This window comes from Gemmatimonadota bacterium (assembly GCA_016719105.1).
Classification (GTDB): Bacteria; Gemmatimonadota; Gemmatimonadetes; order Gemmatimonadales; family Gemmatimonadaceae; genus SCN-70-22.
The window spans coordinates 1-12,059 of sequence record JADKAQ010000009.1; the positions used below are offsets into that span (position 1 = coordinate 1).

A 12,059-nucleotide genomic window follows, 5' to 3' on the forward strand; every position below is an offset into this window, starting at 1 on the left:
TGACATGCACGGACTACGTGCGCCGCGCACGTAGGTTTCACACTCCTCCCGTGGTCGCCTCGCGCTTCCGGCGGCGCCCTCGCTCCCGGGCTTCCTCGGCGGCACGTTTGGGCGATGAACCGCTCTCCTTCTGCTGCTTGGCTTGTGGCGCTGGCCGTGCTCACCGCGCTCGTCGCCTGTCGAGGGTCGGCTCCGACCCCGGCCGATCCCGCGGCCATTCCGACGCCGGGGGCGGTCGTGGCGGGCGTTCGGCCCCCCGCTCGTATTCATCCCCGTCCAACCGGCGCTCTTCTCGACTCCTGGCGGGCAGCCGAACGCGTGGGCCGACTACGACGACGACGGCGATCTCGATCTCTACGTCGGCTTCCGCGGCGGCGTGCGGGCGCGGCTGTATCGCAACGACGGCGGTGGCTTCGTCGATGTCGCCGCGTCGCTCGGCATCGACGACTCGCTGGAGGTGCGCGCTGCCGCGTGGGGGGACTACGATGCGGATGGACGGCTCGACCTCTACGTCGGCTTCACCCCGCAGGCCCCCGTGCCTAACAAGTTGTACCGGAATCCCGGAAACGGCGGGCGCTTCGTCGACGTGGCGGCGGCCGTCGGCGTGGCCGATCGTGGGACGACGCGCCAACCGTCGTTCATCGATTTCGACAACGACGGTGACGTCGACCTCAGCGTCGCCTTTCGCGATCGCCCCAACGCGCTCTATCGCAACGACGGGGGACGCTTCACCGACGTGGCGCCGGCCCTGGGGATCGCCGACCCGCGCAAGACGGTGGGGGTCGTCTGGTGGGACTGGGAGCAGGACGGCGACCTCGATGCCTTCGTCGCCAACCAGGACGGCGACGCCAACGCCCTCTATCGCAACGTGGGCGGCCGTTATGTCGACGTGGCCGATTCGTTAGGTGTCTCGGAGCGCGGCCGCCCCGCCGACCGTGGCGGCGTCGGCCCCACGCTCGGCGACTACGACAACGATGGCGACTTCGACCTCTTCGTGGCCAACTACGGCCCCGACGCGCTGTATCGGGATGACGGCGGACGCTTCACCAACGTCGCCGCGCCGATGGGGCTGGCCGGCGACTATCACTCTACCAGTGCGGCGTGGGGCGACGTGGACCACGACGGGCGGCTCGACCTCTTCGTGGTGTCGTACCTCGCGGGGGAGCGCGACACCCCGGATCACTTCTTCCGAAACGTCGGCGACCACTTCGTGAACGAGATGCCGGCGTCGATCGCCGCCGACAACGGCTCGCACGGAGTGGTGTGGGTCGACTTCGATCGCGACGGCGACCTCGACCTCGCCCTCACCAACAACCATGTGAAGGGGGCGCACCCGCTCTTCCGCAACGAACTGTCACCGGCGCTCGCCGCGCGCGCGTTGCAGGTGACGGTGCGCGACGCGCAGGGGCGGGCGACGCGCGCAGGGAGCGAGGTGCGCGTCTTTGCCGCCGGGACCCGTCGCCTCCTGGGGCTGCGGCTGCTCGACACCGGCGGCAGCTACGACGCCCAGGGGGTGACACCGGTGCACGTCGCCCTCCCTTCGCTGTCGCCGGTTGACGTCGAAGTCACCGTGCTGACCCGTGACGGGCGCGTGACGAGACGAGTGGCCGCGGTCGATCCTCGCGCGTATCGTGGCAGGGCGCTCGAAGTACGCGCGCCATGAACGCCACCACACGGGGGAACGATGACGATGCACGACACAAAGTGCCGCATGCCGCAGCCGTCGCGCGCGCGGCGCGCACGAGGGGCCGCCCTGGGCGGCACGTTGCTGCTCGCGGCGATGGCAGCCGCGGCGCCACTCGCGGCCCAGGCACCTAACGATGTGTCGCGACTGGCCTTCATGGCCGGCTGCTGGGAGCTGCGCACCCCCGCCCGCATCACCCACGAACAGTGGATGGCGCCGCTCGGTGGCCTGATGCTGGGGATGAGCCGGACGGTGGTGCGCGACGTGGCGCGCGAGTGGGAGGCGCTCCGCGTGGAGGTGAAGGACGGCGTGGCCACGTATCTCGCCCAGCCCGGCGGGCGCCCCGCCACCCCGTTCGCCGCCACGGCGCTCACCGACAGCTCGGTCACCTTCGCCAACCCGTCGCACGACTTCCCGCAACGGATCCTCTATCGCAAGGTCGGCGCCGACTCGCTCGTGGCACGCATCGAGGGCGACCAGGGAGGGCAGGTGCGCGGCATGAACTTCCCGATGAAACGCGTCGCCTGCGCCGGGGGGTGACCGGCGCGAGGCGGCCTCCCGAGGCTTGTCACCGTCGCACCGCCACGCTGTCCCGTCACCACCCGTCACATACGCCGCGCGTCCCGAGCTCAGACCTTCAGGTAGCTCCACTCCCGCGAGAACGGGATGCGCGACATGAGCACGGCCCGGTCCTTCAGCACGACGAGCCGGTCGCTCGGGTTGATCCCGATCCCGCTCTTCTCGTCATAGAGTCCCGGCTCGACCGAAAAGGTCATCCCTTCCTGCACCACGGTATCGTCGCCTAACGCAAGGAAGGGAGGCTGGTGCCCCACGAAGTTCTGCCCCTGCCCATGTCCGGGGCGGTGGTAGATGTAGTCCTGCATCCCCTGCTTGACCTGGTACTGGTGCACCTTGAACGCGATCTCCGAGCAGATGGCCCCGGGCTTGGTCTCCTCGGTGATGATCTGCACCGTGTCGCGCACCACGTTCCACATGCGGTCGTGTTGCGGCGTCGACGGCAGGAGGATGTAGTTGCGATATCCCTCGCCGCCGTAGCCGCCGAGCAGGATGTCGCAGTTCACGTAGAGCGGTTGCCCGCGCCGCACCGGGGCATGGAAGAACTGGTTGGGGTGCGGATAGGCCGTTGCCACTCCCGTGCGCACGTAGTTCCCCGTGACCTCCATCCCCACGGCGCTGTGCGGTTTCCCGTCACGCTGCACGTCGCGCATCATGAGGTTGATGCCATACGACGACAGCGCCTGGCCGATCTGGTAGTCCGTCGTGCTCGTCCCATGCTCCAGGATGTAGTCGCGGGCAAAGGCGTGCACCTGGTCGAAGTAGCGATACGCGCGCTGCGTGAGGGCGATCTCCTCCGGCGTCTTGATGATCTGCATGTCCAGGCAGAGGTCGCCGACGTCCACGTTGCGCGCCTTGGGCAACACCCGGTCGAACGTGCGCTGCGCCGACGGGGTGAGTTCGCGATCGAGCCCGATCACCCGCTCGCCCAATCCGCGCGCCGCGAGCTTGCCTAACACCCACTCCCACAGGTCGACGCGCTTGCCGCGCGCCAGCTCCCCGCGGTTGGGAAAGCCCCCCTCGGCGTGCGGGTAGCAGAAGTAGTAGTCGTTCTCGGTGCACCACCACGAGGTGATGAGGTCGCGGTCGATCGCCGGCGAGAACCAGTAGACGGTGTCTACCTCGTTGGTCGGCATCAGCGCCCACGTGGTGCGCTCGCCGCTCCCGCGAAAGCAGCCCGTGAAGTACACGAGGTTCACGTCGCTCTGCAGGAGGATCGCGTCGACGCCGCGCGCCCGCGCCCGTTCGCGCAGGCGCCGCGACTGCGCCTGGTACCAGGCCAGCGGCAGCCGATCGACGCCGACCGGGGCGGGGGTCGGGTGCAGCGGGTTCTCGACCAGGAGGCGCTCGGAGCCGCGTGGCTGTCCGTCACTAGGTTCGGCGGCGAGCTGCGAGGCGGCGGCGGAGACGGCGGCCAGGGAGGCGCCGATCTGCTGGACGAAGGTGCGACGCGTCGGCATGGGAGCGGAGAGAACGGGAGGCATCACCCAGCGACGGCCGGGGATAGGACGAGGAGTTGGGGTCCACGACGCGGGACCGCACGAAAGGCAGGGGATGCGGTGCGTTGACCTCCGGCGAATCTGTCGCCCGGACGCACCCGGCGACACCTCCCGGGGGTGCGGGGCGTAGGGGTGGGCGGTAGTTTGGGCGCGGCGGCTGCCGGACTCGTGCGCCGCGGTCTGCGCGCCCGGCTCGCGCCTGGGCCGTCCTCGCGCCGCTCGTCGCTCCCACCATCAGTCTCGCTTCGCATGATGCGTGTTCGAATGGCCGCCCGCCTGGCGTTGCGCCTCACGATGACGGTTGCCGCCATCGTGTCGGTGCGGTCCGCGCCGCTTGCCGCGCAGGATCGCGAGCTGCACTGGCGACGCATGCACGTCGAGGCGCACCTCGACCGCGACGGGCGCCTGCTGGTCAAGGAGACGCAAGTCATCGTCTTCACCGGCGACTGGAACGGCGGCGAACGCACCTTTGTCTGGTCCTCGCCGCAGCGCTTCGGCTTCGACCGCATGGTGCGCCTCGATTCGGCCACCGGGCAGGAGATCCCCATGAAGGCAGACGACCTCGAGGTCGTCGATGGCTATGGCTGGGGCGACTCGCGGCACCTGCGCTGGCGAAGCCGGCGTGCCGAGGATCCGCCGTTCAACGGCGATGAGCGGAGCTATCGCATCGAGTTCCGCTACACGAACATCCTGCTGCACGAGGGCGACGACTTCCGGCTCGATCACGACTTCGCCTTCACCGATCACGCCGGGGCAGTCGAGGCGTACACGCTGAAGCTCACCCTCGATCCGGTCTGGAAGGCCCCCGCCGACTTCACCGGAGAGTTTGGGCCGCTGCGCCTGGAGCCGTGGTACGGCTTCGTCGTCAACATCCCGTTGGTCTACGCCGGAGCCGGGCGCCCGGCCGCCGTGGTGTACGGGGCCGACCTCGCGCAGCGCGTCGGCGTCGCGAGCGGCTTCGTCGCCGCCATGCTGGCCCTCATCGCGGTCTTCTTTCGCCGGGAGGCCGGCGTGGGGCGTTTCGCGTCGCCGGTGTCCGACAGCGTCGTGACCGATGCGTGGCTCCACGAGACCGTCTTCCGCCACCGCCCCGAGGTGGTCGGAGCGGCCTGGGACGAGCGCACCGACGCCGCCGAGGTGACGGCGGTGCTCGCGCGGCTCGAGCAAGAGGGGAAGATCAAGAGTCGCGTGGAGTCGTCGAAGGTCTGGGTCTTCACCACCACGACGTTGCACCTGGAGCTCACCGTCGATCGCAGCAAGCTCCGCGACTATGAATGTGCGCTCATCGACGGGCTCTTCTTCGGCCATCGCACCAAGGTCACCTCCGACGAGATTCGCGAGCATTATCGTCGCACCGGCTTCAATCCATCGGGGAAGATCTCGTCGCCCCTCAAGAGCATCGTGGAGCGCCTGGTGCCCGACGATCCGGCGCTGCCAGCGCCATCGGCGATGCCGACCGTCCTGTTGGCGGTCGCCGGCATCGCCAGCTTCATCGCGAGCGCGCGCACCCGCGAGTACGACCTCGTCGTCGGCATCCCCGGCATCGTCGGCGCCATGATCCTCTTCCTCGGCGTCATGCTTCCGGCGGCGCGCGTCTGGCGCGATCGGGTCGAAGGGGCGGCAACGGCGACGCTCTGGTTCTTCGTCCCCTTGGCCCTCATGTCGGCGGCGCTGTTGGGCGTCGTGCTCACCGGCTTCCAACGCGTCGGGCTCCTCTCGCTCGTGGGGATGGCGCTCATCGCGCTGGCCATCACCCGTAGCGTGCTCTCGATGGCCGCCTGGCGCTATGGCCCTAAGCGCCTGCAGCTGCGTCGGGAGATGGCGGCCGCGCGGCGCTACTTCCAGGAGGAGCTCAAGCAGCCCGCCCCACGGCTCCAGGACGAGTGGCTTCCCTGGCTCATCGCCTTCGGCCTCGCCCGGCACATGGACAGGTGGTTCGCGTCGTTTGGCCGAGCCGGCGGCGCGACCGTCGGGCACCACTCGTCGGGAGCCTCCAGCTGGTCCTCGTCAGGCGGGGGGAGCGGTGTGAGCGCGTCCTCGTGGTCGGGGATGGGCGGGGGAGGGGGCTTCTCTGGTGGCGGCTCCAGCGGCATGTGGGTCGCCGCGGCGTCGTCGGTCGCCTCCGGTGTCTCCAAGCCGTCGTCGAGCTCGGGAGGCTCGAGTTCGAGCGGTGGCTCCAGTTCCGGTGGTGGCGGCGGCGGGGGATGGTAGTAGGGCAGGCGCCCCGCTGCGCCGCCGCGCTCCTTTTCGCCGTACTCTCCTTTCTCGCGGCGAGCGTCGTGCTTTCGTTCGGTTTCAACCTGCTCCTGAGGGCCGGCAACGCCGTGGCCGGCTACTGGGGAGTACTGTTCGCACTGGCCAGCGGGATCTACGTGATGATCGAACTGGCCGGCAAGCTGAGCGAACTCGCCAACCTGACCGGGGCGGGACGCCGGTAGGCGACGGAGCGCCCTCCCCGACTCCGTCAAACGTCCGAGTTGCCACGCGCGCTATATCGATAGTATTCGATATATCCCCTCGCCCCGTCCCATGCACATCCTGTTCGGATACCTCAGGCAGTACTGGAAGCTGGTCCTGCTGGCGCTGCTGCTGGCCGCCATCAACCAGGTCTTCTCGCTCCTCGATCCGCTCATCTTCCGCCACATCATCGATTCGTACGCCACCAAGTACGAGTCGTACACGCGCGCCCAGTTCTTCCGCGGCGTGTCGTTGTTGCTCCTGGCGGCGGTCGGCGTGGCCTTCGTTTCGCGCGTGGCCAAGAACTTCCAGGACTATTGCGTCAACGTCATCGTGCAGCGCCTGGGCGCGCAGATGTACTCCGACGGCATCCGCCACTCGCTCGGACTCCCGTACTCCACCTTCGAGGACCAGCGCAGCGGCGAGACGCTGGGCAAGCTGCAGAAGGCGCGCAGCGACACCGAGCGTTTCGTGACGGCGCTGGTGAACGTGGTCTTCACCACCATCGTCGGCGTCGTCTTCGTGATGGTGTACGCCTTCAAGGTGCACTGGAGCATCGCCCCGGCCTTCCTCATCACCGTCCCCCTGCTCGGCACGCTCAGCTCCATCCTCTCCAAGCGCATCAAGACCATCCAGAAGGTGATCGTCGCCGAGACGACGGCGCTGGCCGGCGCACGACCGAGTCGTTGCGCAACATCGAGTTGGTCAAGAGCCTCGGGCTCACCGAGCAGGAGGTGTCACGCCTCAACGGCGTCACGCAGAAGATCCTCAAGCTCGAGCTCAAGAAGGTGCGCTACCTGCGGTCGCTGAGCTTCATCCAGGGGACGTCGGTGAACTTCCTGCGCACCTGCATCCTCTTCCTCATGCTCTACCTGATCTTCGATCGCCAGATCACGGTGGGGCAGTTCTTCTCGCTGCTGATCTATTCGTTCTTCATCTTCGGGCCGCTGCAGGAGCTGGGGAACGTGATCAACATCTACCGCGAGACCGAGGCCTCGATGGCCAACTTCTCGGCGGTGATGGCCATGCCGCTCGACCCCAAGCCGGCCAACCCGGTGGAGATCGACCCGCTGCACGAACTCCGCTTCGAGCACGTCGCCTTCATGCACCAGTCGGCCACGACGCCGGCGCTGCAGGACATCGCCTTCAGCGTGAAGCGCGGCGAGACGATCGCCTTCGTGGGACCGTCGGGGTCCGGCAAGACGACGCTGGTCAAGCTCCTCGTCGGTCTCTATGCCCCGCGCGAGGGGCACATCCTCTACAACGGGCACGACTCCACGCGCATCGACCTCGATCGTTTTCGCGAGCGCATGGGGTTGGTCACGCAGGACACGCAGCTCTTCTCCGGCACGATCCGCGAGAACCTCCTCTTCGTGCGGCCGCAGGCGACCGACGAGGAATGCCTCGACGTGCTGCGCCGAGCCGCGGCGCAGAACCTCCTGGCGCGCGCCGACAAGGGGCTGGATACGCTGATTGGCGAGGGCGGGGTGAAGGTCTCCGGCGGCGAGAAGCAGCGTCTCTCCATCGCCCGCGCCCTCCTGCGCCACCCGCACCTCCTCGTCTTCGACGAAGCCACCTCGGCGCTCGACTCACTCACCGAGGAGGAGATCTCCCAGACCGTGCGCGAGGTGTCGGAGCGCGAGGACGCCGTCACGATCCTCATCGCCCACCGCCTGTCGACCGTGATGCACGCCGACCGCATCTACGTGCTCGAGCGCGGTCGCATCGTGGAGCAGGGGAAGCACGAGGCGTTGGTGGCCGAGCGTGGGCTGTACTACGCGATGTGGCGCCAGCAGGTCGGGGAGTTGCGCGCGGTGGGTGAGGTCAAGGTGCCCGTGGGGGCGGGGCGGTAAGGGGCGCGTTAGGTGGGGCGGTCGGTGGGGCGTCGAGCCCAGACAGCGCCGCCAGCCCCCCGCCGCCATCCGCATCGTCTTCCTTGGCCCCGCCATCACGAAGGGCGCGCAGCTTGGCCTGTTGATCGGCGGTCAGCAGGTTCTTCACGCGGATCACGAAGATCGCCTGCCGCTTCTTGACCTCGTTCTCGATCTTGAGCACCTGGTCGATGCGTGCCAGCGCGCGGGCCTCGTCGACGCGCGTGCTCTCCACGAGTCCTTGCAGCTCGAGGGCCGGCTCCGCCATGTCGACCTGCAGCGGGACGAGCGCCACCTGCGTCGACTTGAGCTCGTCGAGGATCGCCTTGCGCTGCTGCGCCGTGAGGCCGATGGCGCTGGCGTGCTTGAGGACGAGCTGCGGGTCGAAGAAGGCCTTGGCGAAGACTTCATCGGCCTTGGCCTGGGCGCGGGCGACGGGAGCCGCCAGGAGCAACGCCGGCAGCAAGGCCAGCGCATAGGTGTGTCGGGACATCTCAGTTCCTCCGGCGTGAGTCGTGCATCGGCCTGGTCAGCGGCTCGCCGGCAGGGGCCAGCGGGTACCAGTCGACCGAACCGATCGAGGGGATCGTCGGGATCTCGTCGGCGCTCACCGTGGTGGCGACGTCGAGGAAGTAGTCGGTGGGGACGCGCATCGTCCCCGCGACCAGTGCATACTGCGGTGCCGCATCGGCCACCTGCGGGCCCTGCGTCGTCTCCGGCACCAACGCAACCGGCGACACGGCGGGTCGCCGCCACATGGCAAGCGCGATCGCCACCACCGCCACCGCGGCCACCGCGCCTAACGCCATCGCCGGCTGCCGCCAGCGACGCGCCGACCGGGGCGCGCGCCCGGTCACCACGCGCGCAAAGGGCGGGATCGCCCTCCGCTCCTCCCGGGCACGGAGCGCGGCAAAGCGCTCGCGCAATTCCCGGTCGTCCTGCTCCGTCTCGCTCATGACAACTCCTCGTCCAGCAACAGGTGGCGCAGCCGCGCCTTCCCTCGTTCGTAGTGCGTGCGAGCCGTCCCCACCGGTAACCCCAGCACCTCGGCCGACTCCTGGATCGTCAGCCCCTGATAGAACACCAGGTGCAACACCTCCTGCTGCCGAGGCGACAACCGCGGAAGCGCCGCCTGCAACCCGGCCACCCGGTCATCGGCGTCGGCCTCCACCTCGTCCTCCCCCTTGCCGTCCACCGAGGCGTCCTGCCACCACCGCTCCAGCCGCGCCACGCGCAACCAACGCCAGCGCGCCTGCTCCTGCGCCGTGCGCCGCACCACGCCGAAGAACCACGTCGTGAACGACGACCGCCCCTCGAACCGCGCCTTCCCGTCCAGCACCTTGCAGTACGCGGTGTGCAGCACGTCCTCGGCCTCCCCCTGATCGCCCTGGCAGCACCGCACCGCCCAGGCAAAGGCCTGCCGGTGCGACTGGGCCAGCGCGTCTCGCAGATCGATCGAAGTCAGGGGAGCGCTCCGCGCAGGTGACGAACGAGGGTTCGATAGTGGGTGGATCGGCGGCGCCGTCCATAGGACAGCGCTGCAGGACAGCGCTGCAGGACAGCGCTGCAGGACAGCGCTGCAGGACAGCGCTGCAGCTGCCGAACGAGAGGTCCGCGCCGGACGGGACGCAAGGCGCGCGTCGTGCGCCGGCCACCGCCGGCGACCGAGGGGCGGGACCACCCAAGGGGAACGGCCGTGCCCGGCATGGCCTCGTCCTTCTCCCGGCCCTCCCCAGCGCCCCCCGCCGTGGCCCACACGCCACGGTGTTGCTCCCCCCCGACCCAGCCCCCAAGTTGGCGCCACCTCTCGCCCCGGCGTGCATGAGTCACTCCCCCGACGACCTCGACCTCCTGCGCGAACTGCGCAACGACGGCAAGCTCATCCCCTTCGTCGGCTCCGGACTCTCGCGCCCGCTCGGCCTCCCCAGCTGGTCCGAACTCATCGACCTCGTCGCCGAGCAGCTCGAGTACGACCCCGCCGTCTTCAAGGTCAACGGCAACGAGTTGCAGCTGGCCGAGTACTACGTGGCCGCCAAGGGGAGCATCGGCCCCCTGCGCAGCGTCATGGACAAGGCGTTCAATCCTCGCGACGAGGACATCGCCAGGTCGCGCGCCCACATCGCGCTGGTCGACATGCACCTCCCGCTCATCTACACGACCAACTACGACGAGATCATCGAGCGCGCCTTCGAGCTCCGGGGACAGCCCTGCCACGCCATTGCCAACATCGACGACATCGTGCGCGCCCCGCGCAACGTGACCCAGGTCGTCAAGTTCCACGGCACCTTCAGCGACGACGCCTCGCTCGTCCTCACCGAGTCGTCCTACTTCGAACGGTTGGAGTTCGAGTCGCCGCTCGACATCAAGCTGCGCGCCGACACCCTCGGCCACTCGCTCCTCTTCGTCGGCTACTCGCTCAACGACGTCAACATCCGTTACCTGCTGTACAAGCTCCACAAGCTGCGCCAGGCGGTGAAGCGCACCGGGCGCATCATGCCCTCGGCCTTCCTCACCACCTTCGGCACCGGCGAGATCCAGCGCACCCTGCTCGCGCAGTGGGGCGTCTCCATCATCGAGCTGGACCCGGTCGACAAGTCGCGCAGCGTCGACGAGTTCCTGGAGGCCCTCGTATGAAGCTCTACTTCGTGACCTCGAGCGAGAACAAGATCGACGAGGTGGCGGCCTACTTCGCCGGCAAGGGCGAGGCCGACAATGCACGCCTCACCTTCTGCCCCGTGCGCCACGACGTGCAGGAGATCATGCACCCCGAACTGGAGGCGGTCGTCCGCTCCAAGGCGCTCGAGGCCTACAAGTACCTCCGCCAGCCGTGCGTCGTCGAGCATGGGGGGCTCTTCTTCGAGGGGCTGCGCGAGCTCCCCGGGCCGTTAGGCAAGATCATCTGGAACGCGGTCGGCGAACGCATGTGCGCCTTCCTGCGCGAGGGCGACTCGCGGCAAGCCGTCGCCCGCGCCATCCTCGGCTACTGCGACGGCAAGCAGATCACCCTCTATCGCGGCGAGACCAGGGGCGAAGTGGCCCGCGTGGCGCGCGGCGACTACAACCGCCACAACTGGGACCCGATCTTCATCCCCGAAGGGAGCGACATGACCTACGGCGAGATGGGGGCCGAAGGAAAGCAGCTGACGTCGCCCATGCTGCGCGCCTGGGAGTCGTTCCTCACCACCGAGTTCCCCACCGGCGCCACCGCCACCTGGAAACGCGCATGACCGCCATCCGCCGCACCGCCCTGCTCGCCTGCGTCATCACGTTAGGCATCGCCGGCGCACGCCCGGCCGCCGCCCAGTCGGCCGCCGCACAGTCGTCGGCCGACAGCGCCGATGCCCGCGCGATCCGCGCCCAGCGCGAACGCTCAAACGCCGCCATCGCCCGGCACGACACCGCGGGCGTCGCCGCCATCTTCGCCCCGCACGTCGCCGTCCTGACCTCCAACTCGGTCTCCATGGTCGGGCGCGACGTCAACGCCGAGCGCTTCGCCGACCAGTTCCGCACCCGCCCCGACGTGGTCTACCGCCGCACCCCGAGCGAGGTGAAGGTCTTCGCCCGTGGCGCATGGCCAGCGAACAGGGACGCTGGGCCGGCTCCTGGACCGACGTCGACGGCAAGGTGTCGGTGGGCGGCCTCTACTTCGCCAAGTGGCGACAGATCGCCGGAACCTGGCTGGTCGAAAGCGAGACCTTCGTCCCCGAGTACTGCGAGGGTGGGAAGTACTGCCGAACGATCCCGTAGGGGGGAGCCCCTGTGGCACCCGAGCGGCACCCGCGCCCAGCCCCCCGCCCGTTCGGCCAGCCCTCCCCTCCTCCCGAGGCCAGCAAAAGCACGCAATCCCGCCCTCACAGGCGGGATTTTGCGTTGGCACGGCACTCGCCCCCTGTGCCAGGCGTTCGTAGGTCAGTTGACCTAAATCTCCCTCGGTTCTCGCAGGTATGTTGAAGCACATAGAACGTCAGGCCC

General features: G+C 68.8%; 11 protein-coding genes and 1 pseudogene. 8 read left to right on the plus strand and 4 right to left on the minus strand.

The window, feature by feature from the left end; translation table 11 throughout:
• Positions 1–142 precede the first annotated feature (142 nt).
• Together IPN47_12505 and IPN47_12510 are read left to right on the plus strand one after the other, a co-directional pair.
• Entirely contained in the window at positions 143–1,663 is a 1,521-nt protein-coding gene (locus tag IPN47_12505) for a VCBS repeat-containing protein (protein ID MBK9408845.1), read from the plus strand.
• A gap of 117 nt (positions 1,664–1,780) precedes the next feature.
• Positions 1,781–2,224 carry a hypothetical protein gene (locus IPN47_12510; protein ID MBK9408846.1) on the plus strand — a complete coding sequence of 148 codons (444 nt, stop codon included), beginning with the start codon at positions 1,781–1,783 and terminating at the stop codon, positions 2,222–2,224.
• Positions 2,225–2,313: 89 nt separating this feature from the next.
• On the opposite strand, the gene IPN47_12515 is transcribed toward IPN47_12510, so the two are convergent.
• A complete protein-coding gene (locus IPN47_12515) occupies positions 2,314–3,720 on the minus strand; it encodes an aminopeptidase P family protein (GenBank protein ID MBK9408847.1) in 1,407 nt (468 codons plus the stop codon).
• Positions 3,721–4,008: 288 nt separating this feature from the next.
• Here IPN47_12515 and IPN47_12520 point away from each other — a divergent pair, with 288 nt between their 5' ends.
• The 3 genes and pseudogenes from IPN47_12520 (at position 4,009) to IPN47_12530 (ending at position 8,069) form a co-directional block, all read left to right on the plus strand.
• Entirely contained in the window at positions 4,009–5,970 is a 1,962-nt protein-coding gene (locus IPN47_12520; protein ID MBK9408848.1) for a DUF2207 domain-containing protein, read from the plus strand.
• A 68-nt stretch (positions 5,971–6,038) separates the two neighbouring features.
• On the plus strand, positions 6,039–6,197 hold the full coding sequence (locus IPN47_12525; protein ID MBK9408849.1) for a hypothetical protein: 159 nt from the start codon (positions 6,039–6,041) through the stop codon (positions 6,195–6,197).
• Positions 6,198–6,288: 91 nt separating this feature from the next.
• Positions 6,289–8,069, plus strand: a pseudogene (locus tag IPN47_12530) (ABC transporter ATP-binding protein).
• Here the strand turns inward: IPN47_12530 and IPN47_12535 are convergent.
• Genes IPN47_12535 through IPN47_12545 form a run of 3 tightly spaced genes read right to left on the minus strand, consistent with a single transcriptional unit; the run spans position 8,041 to position 9,768 of the window.
• Positions 8,041–8,580 carry a hypothetical protein gene (locus IPN47_12535; protein MBK9408850.1) on the minus strand — a complete coding sequence of 180 codons (540 nt, stop codon included), beginning with the start codon at positions 8,578–8,580 and terminating at the stop codon, positions 8,041–8,043. The pseudogene IPN47_12530 and the gene IPN47_12535 sit on opposite strands and share 29 nt — an antisense overlap.
• A 1-nt stretch (position 8,581) precedes the next feature.
• Positions 8,582–9,043, minus strand: a complete 462-nt coding sequence (locus tag IPN47_12540; GenBank protein ID MBK9408851.1) for a hypothetical protein — start codon at positions 9,041–9,043, stop codon at positions 8,582–8,584.
• The gene (locus IPN47_12545) at positions 9,040–9,768 is read right to left on the minus strand and encodes a sigma-70 family RNA polymerase sigma factor (GenBank protein ID MBK9408852.1); all 729 of its coding nucleotides are present in this window, start codon (positions 9,766–9,768) and stop codon (positions 9,040–9,042) included. Before IPN47_12545 ends, IPN47_12540 begins: the two co-directional genes overlap by 4 nt.
• Positions 9,769–9,908: 140 nt before the next feature.
• Between IPN47_12545 and IPN47_12550 the strand changes: the two genes are divergently transcribed.
• The 3 genes from IPN47_12550 to IPN47_12560 all read left to right on the plus strand — a co-directional run bounded on the left by IPN47_12550 (position 9,909) and on the right by IPN47_12560 (position 11,834).
• Positions 9,909–10,721 (plus strand): SIR2 family protein, encoded by an 813-nt coding sequence (locus IPN47_12550; protein MBK9408853.1) that lies wholly within the window; start codon positions 9,909–9,911, stop codon positions 10,719–10,721.
• On the plus strand, positions 10,718–11,314 hold the full coding sequence (locus tag IPN47_12555; GenBank protein ID MBK9408854.1) for a hypothetical protein: 597 nt from the start codon (positions 10,718–10,720) through the stop codon (positions 11,312–11,314). The genes IPN47_12550 and IPN47_12555 overlap by 4 nt, the downstream gene beginning before the upstream one ends.
• A gap of 343 nt (positions 11,315–11,657) precedes the next feature.
• Positions 11,658–11,834, plus strand: coding sequence for a hypothetical protein (locus IPN47_12560; GenBank protein MBK9408855.1), 177 nt, complete (start codon positions 11,658–11,660; stop codon positions 11,832–11,834).
• Positions 11,835–12,059 lie beyond the last annotated feature (225 nt).

What these genes read in the sequence shown, in the direction of transcription:
- IPN47_12535 (MBK9408850.1), bottom strand. Translation starts at nt 8,580, where the DNA reads ATGTCCCGACACACCTATGCGCTGGCCTTGCTGCCGGCGTTGCTCCTG.
- IPN47_12560 (MBK9408855.1), top strand. Translation starts at nt 11,658, where the DNA reads ATGGCCAGCGAACAGGGACGCTGGGCCGGCTCCTGGACCGACGTCGAC.
- IPN47_12520 (MBK9408848.1), top strand. Translation starts at nt 4,009, where the DNA reads ATGATGCGTGTTCGAATGGCCGCCCGCCTGGCGTTGCGCCTCACGATG.
- IPN47_12540 (MBK9408851.1), bottom strand. Translation starts at nt 9,043, where the DNA reads ATGAGCGAGACGGAGCAGGACGACCGGGAATTGCGCGAGCGCTTTGCC.
- IPN47_12515 (MBK9408847.1), bottom strand. Translation starts at nt 3,720, where the DNA reads ATGCCGACGCGTCGCACCTTCGTCCAGCAGATCGGCGCCTCCCTGGCC.
- IPN47_12555 (MBK9408854.1), top strand. Translation starts at nt 10,718, where the DNA reads ATGAAGCTCTACTTCGTGACCTCGAGCGAGAACAAGATCGACGAGGTG.
- IPN47_12510 (MBK9408846.1), top strand. Translation starts at nt 1,781, where the DNA reads ATGGCAGCCGCGGCGCCACTCGCGGCCCAGGCACCTAACGATGTGTCG.
- IPN47_12550 (MBK9408853.1), top strand. Translation starts at nt 9,909, where the DNA reads ATGAGTCACTCCCCCGACGACCTCGACCTCCTGCGCGAACTGCGCAAC.